This is a genomic window from Janthinobacterium sp. CG_23.3 (assembly GCF_046115965.1).
GTDB lineage: Bacteria > Pseudomonadota > Gammaproteobacteria > Burkholderiales > Burkholderiaceae_D > Janthinobacterium.
Map to the genome: position 1 here is coordinate 11,664 of NZ_JBJXIB010000039.1, position 19,529 is coordinate 31,192.

A 19,529-nucleotide genomic window follows, 5' to 3' on the forward strand; every position below is an offset into this window, starting at 1 on the left:
GGGCCCCACAGGGCCGCCGGCGCGCGCCTGGGGCTCACTTGGGGCGGGCCAGGTCGCGAATGAAATTGCCCGGGATCGCGTAGGTGATGCCGCTGGGCGCCGTAATGGCCGCCTCCTTGAGTCCCTTGACGTAGACCATGTTGATGACGCCGTACACCAGCCCGGTCTGTGGATCGTAGAGCGGGCTGCCGCTGCTGCCGGGATAGGCGGTGCCGTCGAGCTGGAACACCGAGTACAGCGGCCGTTGCAGCCGCTCCACTTGCTTGGCGTCGAGCTTGGCGGCGCTCAGGGACGGCATGATGACCGGCGTGATCGAAGACACGGTGGCGCGGTGCGTGACGTGGTGCAAGCCGAGGATCATGCCGAGTGGGAAACCGGTGAAGGCCATCGCGCGGCCTTCGCGCACCTCGCTGGAGTCGCCCAGTTGCAGCGCCGGCAGCGCGGCCCCGGTGAAGCGCAACTGCGCCAGGTCGTGGTCGCGGTCGACGATGTCGACGCTGGCGGCGCGGAACTGCGCCGTCTCGCCGCGGCCGACCAGGATGCCGAGCGCCTCCTTCTTTTCGCTGTCGAGCATTTTTTGGATGACATGGGCCGAGGTCAGTACCGTCAAGCCGTCGCCGACCACGAAGCCGGTGCCGATGAACACCAGCGCCGGGCTGCGGGTCTTTTGGAAGCTGCCGATGCCGACGATCGACGGCTTGATGCTTTCTATCACCCGCGTCAATGGTTCCGCCGCCGGTTGGGCGGCGGCGTTGGCCAGGGCCAGCGCCAGGCAGGACAAAGTGTGGACGAATTTCACGGTGCGGCTCCCTTTTTCAATGGCGCGCTGCCGGCCGGCAGCGCGATGGCGCAAAACAGCACCAGGAAAAACAGCAGACTCACGCGCGGCACGTCGAGCAGGCTGTCGAATACGCCGACCACCAGGAAACCGGCCAGCGCCGCCAGGTGGTAGGCCGCTTGCGCGCCGCCGCGCCAGGCCTGCGGCGCCAGCCGAGCCAGCGCGCAGGCCAGCAGCGACAGCATGGACAGCAAGCCCAGCCAACCGAGCTCGAAGTACAGGTTCAGCGCGAAGTTCTTGACGTGCCAGGGCAGGTGGTGGCGGTCGCTGCTGAAGAACCAGTAGTTGTTGGCGTCGGTAAACGAGCCGTTGTTGATCAGTTCGGCGTGGCCGGCCTCGTCGCGCAGGCTCAGGTTGTCGATATCGAGGGCGCCGTGCGGCCCGTCGGCGGCGATCTCGATTTGCAAGGGCGCACCGCGGGACCAGCCGGCGTGGCCCAGCGCGGCGGAGTCGAACGCCACCTGGTAGTGGTGCCAGTCGGCGTCGCCCGGACGCAGCCGCAGCGGCGCCGCGACGCAATTTTGCGGGTACAGCAACTGGCGTTCGCAGACGGCCACGCGCAGCTGCGGCATGGCCCCGGCGCGCCGTACGTCGAGCGCCAGCCGGTAGCGGGTGTGCGGTTGCAAGGCAACCCGCTGCAGCAGGCGCAGCACCTCGCCGTAGCCGAGTGGATACTGCGGCGCGGCCAGGCGGACGTAGCGGTTGCCGGTTTCGTCGACGTAGTTGGCGGTGGCCGGCAATTCGCGCTGGGGGTTGCGCCAGAAGTAGGTGAGCGGGAAGCGGCCCAGGCCCATGCCGAACAGTTGGGTTGGGATGCCGTCGTCCATCATCGCCAGCACCCCGTTCCAGTGGCGCAACCGGTGGCGCAGGTCGCCGGCGCTGGTGGCGAAGCGCTCGCCGGCGTAGTAGCTGGCGCCCACCGGTATCGCCAGCAATAGCAGCACGGCGGCGGCGATGCCGGCGGTGACGCCGGCGCGGTCGGCGCGCCACAGCGGCCGGCGCACGCTGGTGTTGACCACGATGAGCAGCAGCGCCAGCGCGGCCACCAGCGCGCCCGGCGCCAGCGCGGCGGCGCCGGCCCAGTGCCAGCCGACCCACAGCGCGCTGTAACCGAGGCAGGTGAAGCCGATCAGCGCGGCGCTGGCGGCGCCGGCCGGCGGCGCCAGCGCGACGCCGCGGCGCGGACGCAGGCGCAGGTAGGCGGCGCCGAAGACCAGCGCCGACAACAGGAACATCAGGTAGGGCGGACTGAACAGGCCGCCGGCGGGCAGGGCGGCTGCGCCCAGCAGGCCGGCCAGCAGCGGCGCGGCGGCGCTGGCGCAGACGAAGGCGGCCGGCAGCAGCCGGCGCGGCAGCGGCAGCGTGGCCAGTAGCATGGCCGCCGCCAGCACGGCGAAGGCGGCGGCCAGGCCGCGGTAGCCGGCGCCGGCGAACATGCGCGCCAGCGCAAGTGCGCACAGCAGGGCCAGCGCGGCGCCGAGCGCGCCGCGGCGCCAGTCGAGCACGCGGCGGCGCAACGGCCGCGCCAGAGGGAACAGCGCCAGCAGCAAGGCCGAGCAGGACAGTCCGGCGAACAGGCCGCGCGAAAAGGTGGTCAGGCCGGCGTAGGCGCCCAGTGCCAGCAGGGCCAGCGCGGCCGCGGTTTTCGGCCGCGGCTGGGGCGTCAGCAGCCAGCCGGCGACAAACGGCAGGCTCAGCGCAAGGTAGCCGTCGAGCGCGGCGCCACCGGTGTGCATGCCTGAGAAGGGCGCGCTGGTGCGGTAGTCGCTGGAAAAATTCAGCAGGCCGGGGAAGAGCGCGCGCTCCCACAGGGCGGCGCCGGCCACTGCGGCCAGGCCGGCCAGCATGCCGGGCAGGAGGTGGCTGCGCAGATGGGCCAGGTTGGGGCCGGCCGCGCGCAGCAGCAGCGGCAGCAGCAGCACGGCCCAGAACCAGGCCTTGCCGGCGCGCAAACCGTTGTACGGGCTCAGGTAACTGGTGAAGGCGTTGCCGTCCAGCGCGGGCAGCGGCAGCATGCCTTTGGCGGCGCCGATCAGGTGGGCCAGCGTGACGGCGCCGATACAGATGGCGGCGAAGCCGGGCAGGCGGGCTTGCGGCGGCGTGTCGGCGAGGCGCCAGTAACCGAAAGCGGCCGTCAGCAACAGCAGCAGGTCGATTTCCTCAAAGTAAATCCAACCGGTCCACGGCGCCAGGTCGAGCGCCGGCAACAGCGCCGGCAGCGCGCCCAACCACCAATGTTGGCGCCAGCACAGCAGCGCCAGGTAGAGTAGCAAAATCGGCGCCAGCCAGGTCCGTTCGAACGGATAGAAGCGGAGTGCGTAGCAAAAGGCCGCGGCGCACGCCAGCGCGAGCGATTTGCTGGCGATGGCGGCTGGACTGGTCACGGCGGCGCAGCGGTGGCTGGGGGCTTGAAGGGAGGGGGGCGGCGGCCCGCCTACAGCTGCGCCAGCAGCGCCTGGGCGTCGGCGCGGCCCGGGAAGTCTTTGTTTGCCGCCAATATTTGCTCGAGTTGGCTGCGCGCGGCCTTTTTGTCGCCGGATTTCATCAAGGCCACGCCGAGGTGGTAACCGATGTCGGGCGCCTTGGGCGCCAGGGCGCTGGCTTTTTGCAGCAGCGGCAGCGCGCGCGCGGCGCTGCCCTGTTCGATTAATATCCAGCCCAGCGTGTCGAGCACGGCCGGGTTGCTGGCTTGCTGCTGGTAAGCCAGTTCGGCGGTGGCCAGCGCGCGTTTGTCCTTGTCTTGCTGGTAGGCCCAGGCCAGGTCGTTCAGCGCGACGATGTTCTTCGGGTCCAGCCGCAGCATTTTTTCGTACTGAACGATGGCGCCTTTGTAGTCTTTGCGCGCCAGCCGGGCCCCGGCCAGGTAGAGCCGGGTCGACAGGTCGGCCGGGTTGTCGCGCAGCCAAGTGTCGATGCGGGCCTGGGCCTGCTCGGGCTTGTCGGCAAGCAGCAGCGCGCGGTGGATCTGGACCAGCAGCGGGCCGATCTTGTCCATGCCGTAGGCGCGCTCATACAGCTTCAGCGCGGCCTGGGGCTGCTGTTGCGCCATGAGCACGTCGCCTTCGAGCTTGAAGCCGGCCGCCAGCGTCGGGCGGCGCTGTTGCACGCCGCGCGCCAGCTGGAGCGCCTCGGCGTGGCTGCCCTTGTCCAGCAGCAGCGCCGCTTCGGTGACTTCGGCCTCGAGCATGCCGGGTTGCAGGCTGAGCGCGCGGCGCACCGACAGCAGTGCGGCGGGCTGGTCGTTGAGGGCCATCTGCAGCGTCGCGACGCGCAGTTGCAGCTCCGCCGAGCCAGGTTGCAAACGCGCCAGCCTGGCATAGCTATCCAGCGCCGCCGCCTGGTCGCCGCCGCTGTATTCGACCTGCGCGCGCAGCGCCAGGATGTCGGGGTTGTCGGGATGGCCGGTTTGCAACGCGCGCACCAGCGTCAGGGCTTTCTTGGTGTCGCCGTTGCGCAGGTAGAGATTACTCAGTTGCATGGCCGGTTGTAGCGCGTCGGGATTGTCCTTGTGCGAGCGCTCCAGCCAGCGCAGCGCCTCGGCCGGCTGCTGGCGCGCCAGCGCCAGCTTCGACAGCGCCGCCATCAGCGCCGGGCTGCCCGGGTCCTTGGCCAGCGCCGCCTCGAAACGCAGGCGCGCCGCGTCCGGCTTGTTATCGGCCAGGTCGAGCTGCGCCAGGTTTTCCATTGCCGGCGGATAGGCCGGATCGGCGCGCAGCGCTTGCTCGAAGGCGACCCGCGCCGCCGCCAGGTCGCGCTTGGCCAGGTAGACGCCGCCCTTCAGGTTGTGCACCAGCGGGTTGGCGCCCTGTTGCTGCACCATGGCCTCGGCCGCCGCCAGCGCCTTGTCGTACTCCTTGTCGCGCAACAAGGTCATCACCAGCATGACGCCGGCCTGCGATTGCTTGCCGTCGAGCGCGGCGGCGCGCTCCAGCTCGGCGATAGCGCGCCCGTTCTCGCCCAGCCCCAGCCGGCTGACGCCCAGCGCGCTGGCCTTCTCGAAATACACGGCGGCCTGGGCGAAGCGGCGCGCGCGCATGTGCGCCTCGCCGAGCAGGGCCAGCAGCTCGGTGTCGCTGCCATGGACCGGCAACAGCGGCTCGAGTATGTCGACGGCGCGGTCCTGCTTGCCGGTGCGCACGGCGATGGTGGCGAGCAATTTGGACGCGTACAAGTGGTTCGGGTTGGCCTCGAGGAAGCGCCGCAGATGCTGCTCGGCTTGCTGGGCCGAGCCCAGCGCCATTTGCACCGCGCCCATCAGCAGCACGCTGGGCATGTGCTCGGGCGCGGCGCGCAGCACCTGCTGCAACCCCTCGAGCGCGGCCTGGTTTTTGCCTTCGCGGAAATCGAGCAGGGTCTGCGCGTGCAACACGATCAAGCTGCCCGGCGCACTCTTGCGGGCAGCCTCGATTTCCTGCTTGGCCTCGACGAATTTGCCGGACTGGATATGCAGGTTGGCGATGTCGACATGGGCGAAGGTGTTGTCGGGCCGCAAGCTCAGAATGTGCCGGTAGGCCGCCAGCGCGGCCTCGGTCTTGCCTTGCAGGCGCAGCAAGTCGCCGTTCAGGCGCAGCGCGTCGAGGTCGGCGGCTTGCTTCGCCAGCGCCCGCCCGACCAGCGCGGCGGCCTTGTCGAGTTCGCCGGCGGCCTGGGCGATCCGGGCCAGTCCCAGCAACGCGTCCGGGCGCTCGGCATGCTGTCTTAGTAACAAACCGAACAACAGGCGAGCCTGTTCGACGTCGCCGCCGGCCAGGTAGGCGTTGGCGCGCAGCGCGATTACCTCGGGCTGCTCGGGCGCGCCGGCGTCGAGGCGGATCTCGGCCAGCACCTTCTCGTTCTGGCCCATCATCAGCATGGCCTTGCCCAGCGCCGGCATGATCTGCACGGGCGTCGCGCCCAGCGCCAGCGCGCGCCGCAATTCCTTTTCGGCCGAGAGCGGGTCGCCGGCCTCGATGTAGACCTCGCCGAGCAACTGGCGCGCCGCCGTGTCGTTCGGCCGCGCCTGCAGTGCGTTCTTGAGCTGGATGACGGCGGCCTTCAACTGGCCGTTCTGGCGGTACTGCCGGGCCTCGGCGATGAAGCCGTCGGCGCCAGGCGCGCGCTGGCAGGCGGTCAAGCCGGCGAGCATCAGCGCGGCGCACAGGGCGGCGCGGCGCGGCAGCGTCGCCAGGGCAGGGGTGGTACGGGCCATGATGCTCTCCAAGTCGGTGGGCCGCCGTGACGCGGTACTCGCAAGGGTAGGAACAATGCGCCCTGCGCTCGTTGATTGCGCTCAACGAGTGGCGCTTTGCGTGCGCATTCGTCGCCGCCTTGTTGTTTCTCAATAAAGCCTGTTGAGCGCCCCGTAAAATCGGCTCGGACGGACCCTGCCGTCCTTCCCGCCGCGCCGCGTCATCGGCGTCGGCGCCGTTCCGATTTAACGACCGTTGGGTGGATACTATGGATGTGCTTGCTGTGGTGGGACTCGGTTATGTCGGCTTGTCGCTCGCCGTTGCTTTCGGAACGCGCCAGCGCACCATCGGATTCGACTTGTCGGAACGCAAAGTGGCGAGTTATCGCCGCGGCGTCGACCCGACCGGCGAGTTGAGCGACGAGCAGATGCGCGCCGCCACCGGCCTTAGCGTCGGCTGCGACCCGGCCGCGCTGATGCAGGCCGATATTATCATCGTCGCCGTGCCGACGCCGGTCGACAGCGCCCACCAGCCCGACTTCTCGGCGCTGACGGGCGCCAGCGAAACGGTGGGGCGCCATATGAAGCGCGGCGTCATCGTGGTGTTCGAATCGACCGTGTACCCCGGCGCCACCGAGGAAATCTGCATTCCGATCATGGAGAAGTTTTCCGGCATGCGCTGGAAGGAGGATTTCCACGTCGGTTTTTCGCCCGAGCGCATCAACCCCGGCGACAAGGAGCACACGCTGGCGAGCATTCCCAAGGTGGTCTCGGGCGACGACGCCGCGACGCTGGAGAAGGTTGCCGCACTGTACGAGGGCGTGGTCGAAGCCGGCGTACACCGCGCCGCCAGCATCCGCGTCGCCGAGGCGGCGAAGGTGATTGAAAACACCCAGCGCGACCTGAACATCGCGCTGATGAACGAACTGGCGTTGATTTTCGACCGTATCGGCATCGACACGCTCGACGTGCTCGAGGCGGCCGGCACCAAATGGAACTTCATGCCGTTCCGGCCCGGCCTGGTCGGCGGCCACTGTATCGGCGTCGATCCGTATTACCTGACCCACAAGGCGGAAATGCTCGGCTACCACCCGCAGGTGATCCTGGCAGGGCGCCGCATCAACGACGGCATGGCCAAGTTCGTCGCCGAAAAAACCGTCAAGGAAATGGTGCGCGCCGGCTTCAAGCTGAAGGGCTCGTGCGTCAACGTGCTGGGCCTGACGTTCAAGGAAAACTGTCCGGACCTGCGCAACTCGAAGGTGGTCGACATGATCCATGAATTGCAATCGTACGGCTTGCACGTGCATGTGCACGATCCGGTGGCCGACCCGCGCGAAGCGCTGGAGGAGTACGGCATCACGCTTGAGAGCTGGGACCAGCTGCCGCGCGCCGAGTCGCTGATCAGCGCGGTGTCGCACCGCCAGTTGACGGCGCGCCCGCTCGGCGACTACCTTGCCAAGGTCAGCGCCAGCGGCTGCTTCATCGACGTCAAGTCGCACTTCGATTTTCAGGCGCTGCGCGGCTCCGGCCTGAACGTGTGGAGGCTGTAATGGGCGCCGAACTGAGCGCGGACGCGCGCACCCCCTACCAGGTCGTCCGCGCCCATTTGCAACAGCGCTCCTACCACTGGCTGATCACCGGCGTGGCGGGCTTCATCGGCTCGAACCTGCTCGAGCACCTGCTTGGGCTGGGGCAGCGGGTCACCGGCCTGGACAATTTCCTCACCGGCTACCGGCACAACCTGGAGCAGGTGCGCGAGGCGGTCGGCGAAGACGCCTGGAGCCAGTTCCGCTTCATCGAAGCCGACATCCGCAGCCAGGGCAGTTGCCTGCAGGCTTGCCAGGGCGTCGATTACGTGCTGCACCAGGCCGCGCTCGGCTCGGTGTCGCGCTCGATCGCCGAGCCGCTGCTGTGCCACGACATCAACGTCAGTGGCTTTGTGGCGATGCTGGCGGCGGCGCGCGACGCCGGCGTCAAGCGCTTCGTCTACGCCGCCTCGAGCGCCACCTACGGCGACCACGCCGGGCTGCCAAAGGTCGAAGGGCGCATCGGCAAGCCGTTGTCGCCGTACGCGCTGACCAAGTACGCCAACGAGCTGTACGCCGACGTGTTTGCGCGCTGCTACAATCTGGAGGCGATCGGTTTGCGCTACTTTAACGTGTTCGGACCGCGCCAGGACCCGCAGGGCGCCTACGCCGCCGTGATCCCGCAGTGGGCCGCCGCGCTGATCGGCGACGGCCGCGTCGTCATCAACGGCGACGGCGAAACCAGCCGGGACTTCTGCTACGTCGCCAACGCCGTGCAGGCGAACCTGCTGGCCGCGCTGAGCAGGGACCCGGCCGCCGTCAACCAGGTCTACAACGTCGCGCTGAACGCCCGCACCAGCCTCAACGACTTGTACCAGATGATGCGCGCGCTGTTGCTCGGGCGCTTTCCGCACCTGCAAGAACACGCCGCGGACCATGCCGAGTTTCGCGCCGGCGACGTGCGCCATTCCCAGGCGGACATTGCGAAAGCGGTGCGCCTGCTGGGGTTTTCGCCGACGCACGACCTCGAGCGCGGTTTGCACGAGGCGATGGACTGGTATGTCGGGCGCCTCGCGGCGGGACCCGGTTCGGTATCGCCGGTTCGCTCGTAGCGGCAATATCGGGGTTTGAGGTGCAATGGAACGGCTATGCATAGTTGTACACAACCGTTTTAATGGGAAAACCCGCTTATCCGAAGTGAGCTTGCAGCGGGGCGAAGGCGACGTCCGTTTGGCCTGGTCACTGCCTAGTTCACCGTTTTGTTTCACCTCACATAAGGCCGCCGACCCTTCGGGCTATCCTGCAAGGGGGGGCTCAAACGAAATTCTCGGGCCGGCCCTTGTGTGTGACGGTGCGCGACAGCCCGCGGAAGTCGACCGTGTGCAAGGTCACCGGGCGGCGCCATACCTTGCCGACGTATTCCATAACCCGCTCGGCCTGGCTTAATTCAAGCCCGCGGCCGTCGCGCTGGTGGTCGTGCCGCAGCACCAGGCTGCCGTCGTCCTGCAACTGGGTGGCGGCGATGCAGGGCGCGCCGTAGTTGTATTTCCCACCCAGTATCGCTTCGCGGATCGCATGGATGTCGCGGTTGACGATGCGCGTTTCGCCGTCCTTGCGGCTTTCGTAGACGAACAGGTCGAGTTGTTCGACCATTTCCTCGTCCAGGTAGTTGCGGATAAAGCCGAAGTCGTCCTCCTCGCGGCAGATTTTCCGCGCCGCCGCCACGCCGTCGCGCTCAATGATGCGTTCCCAAAGTGAAAATCCGAGGTGGTAGGGGTTGACCGACAGCGCCAATTGGCGCTCGCCGGCATACGGGCGCACCACGTCCGAATGCGACTTGATCGCCGACAGATAGAGATCGTGCGGCAAAAAATCCGCTTCGCGCAGCAGCCGCGCGTGCCAGTACGAGGCCCAGCCCTCGTTCATGATCTGGCAGGCGTAGACCGGATAGAAGTAGAAGGCTTCCTCGCGCACGGCCAGGAAGATATCGCGCTCCCAGTCGTCGAGTTCGGGCGCGTACTGTGAAATGAACCACAGCAAGTCGTATTCCGGCTGCGGCGGGATGGCCGGACGTTGCGTTAGCGCGGGCGGCGCGCCCGCCGTTTTTTCACCCGGCAGGTTTTGGTAGCGCTGGCGGAACGGTCCCGGCAGCACCTCCGGCTTGGCTTGCGCGACGCTCGGATAGGGCGTGCGGTGCAGCGCGGCGTTGACGTCGATGTGCGGTTCGAGCGCCAGCGCCGCGTCCAGCACCGCCTCGACGCGTTCCTGGCCGTGGCGCGACAGGGCCATTTCAATGCGGTGCGCCCTGGCCGCGCTCTGTTCCAGGATCTGGCCGCCGGCCATCGCCATGAAGCGGTTGAACAACTGGTTGTTCTTGGCAAAGTCGGCGTGGCCCAGCACGTGCGCGGTGACGAGGGTGTTCTCGGCCAGCGAGTTACTGTCGACCATGTAGGCGTGGCAGGGGTCGCCGGGGAACATGACCTCGAAGATGCGCGAGTTGCCCATCTGCTGGTGCACCAGTTGGTGGATGTAGCGCACGCCGAACGACCAGTGCCGCATCCTGACGGGCAGGCCGTAGACGGCGATCTCGGTCATGAAGCTGGTGGGCACCATTTCAAAGTCGACAGGATAGAAATCCAGGCCCAGTTCCAGGGCCAGCGCTTCGATGCGGGCGCCGTACTCGGCCAGTTTGCCAGGGTCGTGTGTCATGGCTTGCCGTCCTCCGGTTCAATTTGGTGCACGAAAAACTTGCGGATGGCGCGCCAGACGTCGTCGCTGTTGGCCAGCACGCTGCTATAGATTGGCAAGCCGCGGTGGCTCAGTTCGTTGCACAGGCGCCGCATTTCCGTTTCCAGCGAGCGCGGCATGCCCGGCACCGTTTCGACGTAGCCGGTGTAATTGAGCACCCCGGCCAGTTCGGCCAGCGCGGCGCCGGCGGCGGCGCGGTCCTCGGTGAAGTTTTCGCCGTCGGACGCGTAGAACATATAAGCGTTGTACTGGCCGCCGTCGTATTTTCCGCGCATTAACTCGCGGGTCAGGCGGAAGGCGCTTGAGGCGATGGTGCCGCCGATGCCCGTGACCTGGAAAAACTCGTTCTCGGAAAACTCCCACGCCCGCGTGGTGTGCGCGATGAAGCGGGTCTCGACCTTCGCGTAGCTGCGCCGGATGCCTTGCAAGGCAAAGAAAAAGAAGGACTTGGCGAGCTTGCGCTCGGCTTGCGTCATGCTGGCCGAGACGTCGACGACGAAGAACACCACCGCGTTCGAGCTAGGTTTGGGTCGCATCACCAATTGGCGGAAGCGCAGGTCCTCGTTGGTAAAGGCGACCGGATTGTCCTGCATCGCCCGCCGTTTGATGGCTTCCTTGACGGTGCGGCGCCGGTCCAGACGCGAGCGCGCGCCGCGCTTGTCCCAGCCCTCGCGCACCAGTTCGTGCTCGTCGATGACGGTGTTGTGCTTCGGCTTGAGCAGCGGCAGCTTGAGTTCGTCCCACAACCAGTCCATGATGTCGTCGATCGAAAACTCCAGCAGCAGCCGCACTTCGCCGTCCTGATTGCCGCCGCCGTCCTCGTCCTGGCCCGGTTCGCTGCCCGGGTGCGCCTGGGCCGGGCGCAGCACGTCGCCGGGCTGGCCCTCGCCCTGGCCGGCGCCGCTCGCGCTGCGCGTGTCGGCCAGGCGGAAACGGGCGTGCTCTAGCAGGCGCACCGGCACCTGCACGGTGCGGTCCTGCGGCCCCGTAATCAGGTCGGGGCCGGCGATCAGGTCCGGCAGGTGCGCCTGCACCGCCTCGCGCACCTTCTGGTTGTGCCGCAGCCAGTCGCGCGCGCCGCGGGAAAACAGGTCGTACCATGTGTGTTGCGTGCTACCTCCGGTCTGGCTCACTGTGCGCCTCTTCATCTGTTGGGAACGTCGAAAAAGCTACTGCGCTCGCCGCGTCTTTTTTCAAGGTCCCCGTGATCATTCCTGCGCCAACAAAGTGGTGACGTAGTTGAGCGCCTCGCGGGCGCTGTGGCTGTCGTAGCCGTATTCATCGACCAGCCGTTGCTCGACGGCCGAAATCTTGGCCTTGACCTCCTCGTCGGGGCGCTTGGCCGAACTGACCAGCCGCAGCACGTCGCGCCTTTGCTCGAACAAATACTGCTGCACCGCGTCGTTGAGCTGGATGTGGCTGCCCAGCCCGAATTTTTCGCCCCGTTTATAGGCCCCCATCGCCTTGCGCACCACCTCTTGCCGGAACGACTGCTTGCCGGAGTCGGAAATGTGTATTTTTTCCTCCACGGCGCGTAGAAAACGCTCGTCGGGCCGCCTTTCCTCGCTGGTGATCGGGTCCTTGATTTGGCGGTTGTCGAGCATGGCCTCCACCTCGTCCAGATACTTGTTCAGTAAATCTTGTGCTTCCTGCTCGAAGGACACGAACAAGGCCTTATGGACGTCTTCCTTGACCCAGCGGTTGTAGAAGTCCTTGCGCGTGAGCACCAGATAGTCGACCCATTTGCGCTTGCGTTTGGGTTCGATGCGGGCATCGCTTTCAATGCCGTCCTTCAACGCGAGCAACACGTCCATCGTGCTCAAGCTCCTCTGGTTCGATGCGATGATGGCGTTCGACAGCGCGTTGATGACGAAGCGCGGCGAAACGCCGGCCAAGCCCTCGTCGGGCGCCTTGTCCTTGTCCTTGACCCGCCGGGCCTCGGCCCGGTTGACACCATCGACCTCCTCATTAGCATAGATCCTGACTTTTTTAACGAGTTCCGCCTCTTTTTCCTCGCCTTCCTGCATGCGGCTGAGGATGGCGAACACGGCCGCCGCGTGCAGCACGTGCGGGTCGAGGTGGACGTCGCGGAAGGCCGGCGCCGCCGACAAGATCAGCTTGTGATAAATGCGCGCCTCTTCCCGGTAGTTGAGGGTGTACGGCACTTGCACGATGACCATGCGGTCCAGCAAGGCCTCGTTCTCGCTTTCCTGAAGGAACTTTCGGAACTCGGCCAGATTGGTGTGCGCCAGTATCGTTTCGTCCAGGAAAATCAACGGAAAGCGCGAGACCTTGACGTTCTTTTCCTGCGTCAGGGTCAGCAGCAGATACAGGAACTCGCGCTTGACCTTGAGGATCTCGATCATTTCCAGCATGCCGCGGCTGGCCGCGTATACCGCGCCGGACCAGGACCAGGCGCGCGGGTCGCCCTCGTCGCCGTATTCGGCGACCTTGGACAGGTCGACCGAGCCGACCAGGTCGGCGAGGTCGGCCGTGGTCGGGTCGTGCGGCGCGTAGGTGCCGATGCCGCTGCGGCCGGCCTCGGAAATGTAAATGCGTTCGACCGGCATTTGCAGGAAGTCGCCGCTGTACTGTTGTTCCAGGCGGGCGCGGCAGTGCGGACAGACCTCGCCGATGATTTCGACGCCGTAGGTGTCGCGAAAGCCGGCGCGCATCGTGTGCGGCACCAGGTGCAGCGGCGATTCATGCACCGGGCAGCCGGCGATGCCGTACAGCGCGCCGTCCTCGGTGTAACTGTATTCCTCCAGGCCGCGCTTGAGCAGGATCACCAGCGTCGACTTGCCGCCGGACGGCGGACCGAGCAGCAACAGCAGACGCCGTCCGACCTCGGAACCGGCCGCGGCCGCCTTGAAGTAGGCGGCGACGCGGTCGATCGCGTCCTCCACGCCGAACAGTTCGTCGGCGAACAGGCGGCAACGGAAATGCCCGTCATCATCCTCGTAGCCGCTCCAGCGGATCATGTCCCAGATGTATTGGTGCGAACTGCGCGCCAATTGGCACGGCGCAGCCGGCAGCACCTGCTCGATGAATTGCGAGAAGCTGCCGGACCAGTGGCCGACCCGGTGTTCCTGCGTGAATGCAACCAGGCGGTCCAGAAAGTGTACGCGCGGATCGACTTCGGCGCCTGGAATTTCATCTCGGTTAATCGTCACATTTGCTCCCGACATCAATTAGCGTATCAAGGTGGCCGGTCTCCCGGTGTGCTTAAAGTATATGGCGCTCGATGCCGCCTAGCGCATGATGTCCGTCAATGAGACGGGCGGAACCAGCCTTGCCAGGGGGCTCATTTTGTGCTGAGTCCGGCATTTTTTGCGGCCTCGACCGCAGCGCCGGGAACGTATTTTCCGCGCTGAAACGGTAGGTCCCGGCCAGCCCGAGCAGGCTGGTTCGATCCACGTCAATGCGACCGTCCAAGGAAGCTGCACAGTGGCCGGGTGGGCCGCCCTGTTCGGCTCAAGCGTGAAAAATGGGGTATATTCGGCTGTACCTGTTGTATGTCTACTATCGAGCGGATTGCATCATCGACCCGGCTGCCGACCTGGCAAGCCGGGCTTGCCTATACTAAAAGGGAAGCCATGAAGACAACTATATCCAGACCGCGCCGACTCGCCATGTGTTTGTACATCGCCTCCTTGCTGTCACCGCCGGCGGCGCGCGCCGACGAGACCTGCAATTCGCCCTATATGACGAATCTGATCAAGGGCCAGGAAGACTATATGCATGTCTGGACCCTGGGTGTGGCGGGCATGGGCGACGGCGCCGACAAACTGGTGACGATCGACGTCAATCCGCGTTCGAGGAAATACGGCAAGGTAATCGCCTCGGTGGCGGTCGGCGGCCGCGGCGAGGCGCATCACATGGGCTTTACCGACGACAGGAAATATTTATGGGCCGGGCGCCTGGAGGACAGCAAGATCTTCGTGTTTGACATCGGAACCGACCCGTCCAGGCCGCGGCTGGTCAACACCATCGCGGATGTGGCACAAAAAACCGGTTTCGTCGGGCCGCACACCTTTTATGCCTTGCCGGGGCGCATGCTATTGGGCTTCTTGTCCGGCAAGGATCATGGCGGCGTGACGGGCATGGCGGTCTACAACAACAAGGGCGATTACGTGGCGCGCTATCCGATGCCGGTGGGCAAGTCCGCGGCCGGCACCGGCGACGGCTACGGCTACGACTTGGCGGTCAATCCACAGAAGAACGCGCTGCTGAGTTCCAGTTTTACCGGGCTGACGAACTACATGGCCGATCTGGGGAAACTGATCAAGGATGCCGCCGCGATGAAGCAGTTCGGCAACACGATGGTGTTGTGGGATTTGAAGGCCATGACGCCGAGAAGAGTGCTGGAGGTTCCCGGCGCGCCGCTGGAAGTGCGCTGGTCGTTGCGCGAAGGGGAGAATTGGGCCATCACCGCCACCGCGCTGACTTCCAAGCTGTGGTTGGTGAACCAGGACGCCGCCGGGGCCTGGCAAGCCGCGGACGTGGGCAACATTGGCGATCCGGCGCAGATTCCGTTGCCGGTCGATATATCCATCGCCGCTGACGGCAAGCGTCTGTGGGTCAATACCTTTATGGACGGCAAAACCCGCTTGTTTGACTTGAGCAATCCGCGCGCGCCTGTGCAGATTTATGAAAAGATCACGGGCAAGCACGTCAACATGGTCAGCCAAAGCTGGGACGGCAAACGCGTCTACATTTCGACCAGCCTGCTCGCCAACTGGGATTTGGGCAACGACGACCAGTTTGTAAAGCTGTATAACTGGGACGGTAATGAACTCAAGGAACAGTGGAAAATTGACTTCTACAAAGAAAAACTTGGCCGGCCGCACCATATGAAGCTTAACGCGGAAGCCAACCGTGGCGGGGTGCCGAATATGGTTGCGGCGCGCTAAGGCCGTGCCGGTGCTGTGGAAACGCTGCGCCGGCCTGTTGTGCTGCTGGGTGGCCGCGGCGGCCGGGGCGGCGCCGGCAAGTTCGCCGCCGCAACTGTTCACCGCCCCGGCCGCCGGCAGTTATGCGCTGCAGTCGATACAGCCGGCACCCAACGGCCGGGTGCTCGACAGCGCCGGCGGCGCCGCCGATTTCGCGCGCTTCAGCAAGGGGCGCGTGACCTTACTCAGCTTTATCTACACGTATTGCAGCGACCCGCTCGGTTGCCCGCTCGCCTACGCCATCATGCACGATTTGCGCCAGCGCCTGCTGGCGCAACCGGCGTTGGCGCGGCGCGTGCGCTTCGTCAGTCTCTCTTTTGATCCTGTCAACGACACCCCCGAGGCCATGCGGCGTTACGCCGGGCGCCTGGCCGACGTCGGCAATACCTTGCAGTGGCACTTCCTGACGACGCAGTCGGTGCAGCATTTGAAACCACTGGTCGACGGCCTCGGCCAGAGCGTGCAAGTGCAGCTCGACAGCCGGGGCCGGCCGGGGCGCCTGTTCAGCCACATGCTGAAGGTGTTCTTGCTGGACGCCCGCGGCGAGGTGCGTGAAATCTACTCGACCGCGTTCTTGCAGCCCGATGTGATGTTCAACGACATCGAAACTCTACTCATGGAGCAGGATCGCGCCGGACGGAAGCGCTTGGCGGCGGCGCGCCGCTGGCAAACAAAACAGTAATGGTTACAGGCGGCACCTTCAACGTCAACGTCAACGTCAAGCGATCCGCGGTAGCCTAGCTCGACGCGGCCGCATCGGCGCCGCCATTGCCGGTCGCCTCCGGTTCGCCGCCGCCAGAGGCGCAGGGTGGCAAACCGTGCAACAGCCAGTAATGGCGGAAGGCCTCACGTATGTTTTCGCGCAAGTCCTTGTTGTCCCACGGCTTGGTGTAGAAGCGGTAGATGGCGCCGCAGTTGATGGCTTCCTTGATCGATTCGAGGTCGGCGTAGCCGGAAAGAATGATTCGGAAAGTGTCAGGATACATCTCCTTGACCCGGTCGAGGAACACCGTGCCGTTCATATTCGGCATGCGCTGGTCGCACAGGATCACTTGCACCGGGTGCAAGGCCAGCAGTTCGAAGCCCTCGGCGGCCGAGTTCGCCGCCAGGATCTCGTAGCCGTCCTGGCGCAGCAGCCGCCGCAGCGCGGTCAGCACGTGGCTCTCGTCGTCGACCAGCAGGATGGTGCGGCGCGGCCACAGTGGCTCGGTCCGCGCCGTGGCCAGCAGCGTATCTTTGGACAACAGCGCCTCGAGTTGCGCCACCGGCAGCGGCGGGCTGAAATAGTATCCCTGGATCTGGTCGCAGCGATGGCGCCGCAGGTAGGCCAGTTGCGCCTCCGTCTCGACGCCCTCGGCGATCACGCCCAGCTTCAGGCTGTGCGCCATGCCGATAATAGCCAGCGTAATGGCGGCGTCGTCGGGGTTGGTGGTAACGTCGCGGATGAAGGCGATATCGATCTTCAGCTTGTCGATGGGGAAGCGGCGCAGATACGCCAGACTGGAGTAACCGGTGCCGAAATCATCGATGGAGAGCTGCACCCCGCGCCGTTTCAGGTTTTGCAACGTGGCGATGGTGCGCTCGGTGTTCTCCATCATGGTGCTTTCCGTCAGCTCCAGCTCGAGCAGGTCGGCCGGCACGCCGTGGTCGGTCAAGGCGCGCAGCACGTCGTCCTCCAGGTCGCCTTCGCAGAACTGGCGCCCGGAGACGTTGACGGAAATTTGCATCGGTCCGACCGCCGAGCGCAGCCACAGGCCGATCTGCCGGCAGGCCTCGGCGATGACCCAGCTGCCGACCCGCGCGATCAGGCCGGTTTCTTCCAGCGCCGGAATGAAGGCCAGCGGCGACACCAGGCCGTGGCCGGGTCGTTGCCAGCGCAGCAGGGCTTCGACGCCGGAGGTGCGGCCGCTGTCGAGTTGCACCTTGGGCTGGTAGAACAGCACGAATTCCTGGTTGTCGATGGCTTTGCGCAGAGCCTGCTCCAGGTCGTTGCGCTCCAGCACCTCGCGGTTCATCTGGGTGGTGAAAAACCGGTAGGTGTCGCGCCCGGCCAGCTTCGCCCGCGCCATGGCGGTGTCGGCGTATTTCATCAGCGTTTCCGGCGAATTGCTGTCGTCCGGACTGAGGGCGATGCCGACGCTGGCGCTCAACGCCACCTCCTGCCCGTTGAGCATAAAGGGTTGCCGCAGCATGTCGCGGATCTCGCCGGCCAACTGGGAAGCGCCCTGGCGGTCTTCGCGCAAGGTCAGGATCACGCCGAACTCGTCGCCGCCCAGGCGCCCGACGCTGTCGCACAGCCGCACGCATTCGGCCAGGCGGGTGCTGAACTGGCCGAGCAACTCGTCGCCGGCGGCGTGGCCCAGCGTTTCGTTGACGTTCTTAAAATGGTCTAGGTCGATCAACAACACCGCCACCTCGGCGCCGCTGCCCGCCACCTGGCCCAGGGTGCGCTTGAGCGTCGCATAGAACAGCATGCGGTTGGGCAAGCCGGTCAGGATGTCGTAGTGGGCCAGGCGGTGCAGGCGCTGTTCCGCCTCTTTGCGCGCGCCAATGTCGCGCACCACGCAGACAATAATCCAGTCGTCGTCGACCAGTTGGGCGTGGTGGCGCACCTCGACCTGGACCAGCGTGCCGTTCTTGCGGCGCATAGACGTTTCCACCAGGTCGTTGACGCTGTCGCCGGCGATGACGGTGTCATACAGGCGGCTCATCTCCTGCGGCGCCACGCCGCGCAGTTGTGCCGGCCCCATCTGCAGCAATTCCGCGCGGGAATAGTCGAGCATATTGCAGGCGGTCGCGTTGACTTCAATAAACAGCATCGTGCCGCGCCGCACCAGCATGATGGCGTCGGTGGTGGCGTCCATGGCGGTGCGAAAGGTTTGCAGGTCGGCGGTGCGGGTGCGCACCTCGCGCTCGAGGATCGCGCTGTGGTTTTGCTGGAAGTCGCTCAAGGCCTTCAGGCGCAACAAGTTGCGCACCCGCAGGCACAGCTCCGTGCGGTCGATCGGCTTGCACAAGACCTCCTCGACGCCGGCGTCCAGCCCGGCAAGGCGCGAGCCGTGGTCGATCAGCGCGGTGACGATGATGATGGGAATGTGCCGCGTGGCCGGGTTGGCCTTGAGTGCGTTGGCGACCTGGTAACCGTCCATGCCCGGCATCATCACGTCGAGCAGGATCAGGTCCGGCGGGGCCAGTGCGACCGCCGCCAGCGCCGCCGCGCCGCTGGAGACGCAGCTGGTGCGATACGACTCGGCCTGTAGCTGCGCTTCGAGCAGCAGGCAATTGACCGCTTCGTCGTCGACGATGAGGATGCTGGCGGGCGCTGCGTCGGGGAAGGTCATATCGCCCTACCGACGAACGGCCAAAGGCCCGGCAAGCCGTGGGCATGTGGGTGCTGGTCGGGACAAGCGGCGCTCGGCATAAACTTTTCCCTTATTAAAACCAACTTCTACACGCCGCATGGCCGGGAACGTGCCGGATTCGCCAGCTTGCGCCAACTCGCACAAAAATAGTATCAGGGCGTGTAGGAATACTCAATAAGTTTGCGTCTCCGCAAAGCATTGTTGCAAAAAGTAATAACTGGATGGCCGCCGCCTGATCGACCGCCGGCCTAGCCAGCCGCTTGAACCGGGTTTGCGGCCAGCCAGGCATGGGCTTGCTCCATCGCAAGCGCGTATTCCCGCTCTACGCCGAGCAGCAACAGCGGCAACTGGTCGCCGCGTTGTTCCAGCATCGCCACCTCCAGCGCCAGCGCAGCGTTGACGAAGCGCTTGGTGCCCAAGGTGCCGATGGAGCCACGCAAGCCGTGGAAATAGCGCGCGGCCTGCTCGTAGCGGCCCTCGCGCACCGCCGCGGTGGCCAGCGCCATCGGCTCGGCGGCGCCGGCCACAGCGTCGCGGACGATCTTCGTCACCACCGCCAGCGCCTTCTGGTCGCCGCCCATGTACTTGACCAGGGTATCGACCGTAAAAATCGTCGCCTCTTCCTGACTGGCTTGCGTAACGGACATTGCAACTCCTTGTATACGTTAAATCTCCATTGACCGGCGCGGAAGCCGGACCCGCCGCGCCGGTCTACTCTCGCCGCCCATTGCGTGCGCACTATGCCGATAGCAAGGGAGCTGGGCGATACCGCGACAGGCGGGGCGCCACTAGAGATGGCCATGCGGCAAGCCATCATGCACATCATACCGCTTTATACGGCAACTCTTTAGCACACTCTCATTGGCTGTGCCGGGCGCCGAACATTCGGCAACGAGCTTACGCCGCAGGCCTGCATGTTTACCACGTTGAAATCCG

At 65.7% G+C, this 19,529-nt stretch carries 12 protein-coding genes; 4 read left to right on the forward strand and 8 right to left on the reverse strand.

Translation table 11 applies throughout. The annotated features are described in order from the left end of the window. Nucleotides 1-34: 34 nt before the first annotated feature. From ACFDR9_RS11585 to prsT, 3 genes are read right to left on the reverse strand one after another with little or no spacing between them, the layout of a single operon-like run. The gene (locus tag ACFDR9_RS11585) at nucleotides 35-799 is read right to left on the reverse strand and encodes a serine protease (protein WP_409031089.1); all 765 of its coding nucleotides are present in this window, start codon (nucleotides 797-799) and stop codon (nucleotides 35-37) included. Further along, complete coding sequence (locus ACFDR9_RS11590; RefSeq protein ID WP_409031090.1) at nucleotides 796-3,222, reverse strand: hypothetical protein; 2,427 nt, start codon at nucleotides 3,220-3,222, stop codon at nucleotides 796-798. The genes ACFDR9_RS11585 and ACFDR9_RS11590 overlap by 4 nt, the downstream gene beginning before the upstream one ends. Before the next feature lie 50 nt (nucleotides 3,223-3,272). Continuing rightward, entirely contained in the window at nucleotides 3,273-6,026 is a 2,754-nt protein-coding gene (prsT, locus tag ACFDR9_RS11595; RefSeq protein ID WP_409031091.1) for an XrtA/PEP-CTERM system TPR-repeat protein PrsT, read from the reverse strand. Nucleotides 6,027-6,274: 248 nt separating this feature from the next. On the opposite strand from prsT, the gene ACFDR9_RS11600 reads away from it, so the two are divergent. Further along, nucleotides 6,275-7,555, forward strand: a complete 1,281-nt coding sequence (locus ACFDR9_RS11600) for a nucleotide sugar dehydrogenase (protein WP_409031092.1) — start codon at nucleotides 6,275-6,277, stop codon at nucleotides 7,553-7,555. Further along, nucleotides 7,555-8,643 carry an SDR family oxidoreductase gene (locus ACFDR9_RS11605; RefSeq protein WP_409031093.1) on the forward strand — a complete coding sequence of 363 codons (1,089 nt, stop codon included), beginning with the start codon at nucleotides 7,555-7,557 and terminating at the stop codon, nucleotides 8,641-8,643. The genes ACFDR9_RS11600 and ACFDR9_RS11605 overlap by 1 nt, the downstream gene beginning before the upstream one ends. Nucleotides 8,644-8,845: 202 nt before the next feature. Here the strand turns inward: ACFDR9_RS11605 and ACFDR9_RS11610 are convergent, their stop codons facing one another. From ACFDR9_RS11610 to ACFDR9_RS11620, 3 genes are all read right to left on the reverse strand, one after another. Next, nucleotides 8,846-10,240 (reverse strand): SpoVR family protein, encoded by a 1,395-nt coding sequence (locus ACFDR9_RS11610; RefSeq protein WP_409031094.1) that lies wholly within the window; start codon nucleotides 10,238-10,240, stop codon nucleotides 8,846-8,848. Next, on the reverse strand, nucleotides 10,237-11,412 hold the full coding sequence (locus ACFDR9_RS11615; RefSeq protein ID WP_017875503.1) for a DUF444 family protein: 1,176 nt from the start codon (nucleotides 11,410-11,412) through the stop codon (nucleotides 10,237-10,239). The genes ACFDR9_RS11610 and ACFDR9_RS11615 overlap by 4 nt, the downstream gene beginning before the upstream one ends. A 75-nt stretch (nucleotides 11,413-11,487) precedes the next feature. Beyond that, the gene (locus ACFDR9_RS11620) at nucleotides 11,488-13,452 is read right to left on the reverse strand and encodes a serine protein kinase (RefSeq protein ID WP_017875504.1); all 1,965 of its coding nucleotides are present in this window, start codon (nucleotides 13,450-13,452) and stop codon (nucleotides 11,488-11,490) included. 423 nt (nucleotides 13,453-13,875) lie between these two features. Here ACFDR9_RS11620 and ACFDR9_RS11625 point away from each other — a divergent pair, with 423 nt between their 5' ends. Both ACFDR9_RS11625 and ACFDR9_RS11630 read left to right on the forward strand, forming a co-directional pair. Further along, nucleotides 13,876-15,192 carry a selenium-binding protein SBP56-related protein gene (locus ACFDR9_RS11625; RefSeq protein ID WP_026132598.1) on the forward strand — a complete coding sequence of 439 codons (1,317 nt, stop codon included), beginning with the start codon at nucleotides 13,876-13,878 and terminating at the stop codon, nucleotides 15,190-15,192. Further along, the gene (locus tag ACFDR9_RS11630) at nucleotides 15,179-15,913 is read left to right on the forward strand and encodes an SCO family protein (RefSeq protein WP_157406472.1); all 735 of its coding nucleotides are present in this window, start codon (nucleotides 15,179-15,181) and stop codon (nucleotides 15,911-15,913) included. The genes ACFDR9_RS11625 and ACFDR9_RS11630 overlap by 14 nt, the downstream gene beginning before the upstream one ends. A 55-nt stretch (nucleotides 15,914-15,968) precedes the next feature. On the opposite strand, the gene ACFDR9_RS11635 is transcribed toward ACFDR9_RS11630, so the two are convergent. Further along, on the reverse strand, nucleotides 15,969-18,572 hold the full coding sequence (locus ACFDR9_RS11635) for an EAL domain-containing protein (RefSeq protein WP_409031095.1): 2,604 nt from the start codon (nucleotides 18,570-18,572) through the stop codon (nucleotides 15,969-15,971). A 269-nt stretch (nucleotides 18,573-18,841) separates the two neighbouring features. After that, a complete protein-coding gene (locus tag ACFDR9_RS11640) occupies nucleotides 18,842-19,240 on the reverse strand; it encodes an Hpt domain-containing protein (protein WP_409031096.1) in 399 nt (132 codons plus the stop codon). Nucleotides 19,241-19,529 lie beyond the last annotated feature (289 nt).

What these genes read in the sequence shown, in the direction of transcription:
- ACFDR9_RS11635 (WP_409031095.1), bottom strand. Translation starts at nt 18,572, where the DNA reads ATGACCTTCCCCGACGCAGCGCCCGCCAGCATCCTCATCGTCGACGAC.
- ACFDR9_RS11605 (WP_409031093.1), top strand. Translation starts at nt 7,555, where the DNA reads ATGGGCGCCGAACTGAGCGCGGACGCGCGCACCCCCTACCAGGTCGTC.
- ACFDR9_RS11610 (WP_409031094.1), bottom strand. Translation starts at nt 10,240, where the DNA reads ATGACACACGACCCTGGCAAACTGGCCGAGTACGGCGCCCGCATCGAA.
- ACFDR9_RS11640 (WP_409031096.1), bottom strand. Translation starts at nt 19,240, where the DNA reads ATGTCCGTTACGCAAGCCAGTCAGGAAGAGGCGACGATTTTTACGGTC.
- ACFDR9_RS11600 (WP_409031092.1), top strand. Translation starts at nt 6,275, where the DNA reads ATGGATGTGCTTGCTGTGGTGGGACTCGGTTATGTCGGCTTGTCGCTC.
- prsT (WP_409031091.1), bottom strand. Translation starts at nt 6,026, where the DNA reads ATGGCCCGTACCACCCCTGCCCTGGCGACGCTGCCGCGCCGCGCCGCC.
- ACFDR9_RS11625 (WP_026132598.1), top strand. Translation starts at nt 13,876, where the DNA reads ATGAAGACAACTATATCCAGACCGCGCCGACTCGCCATGTGTTTGTAC.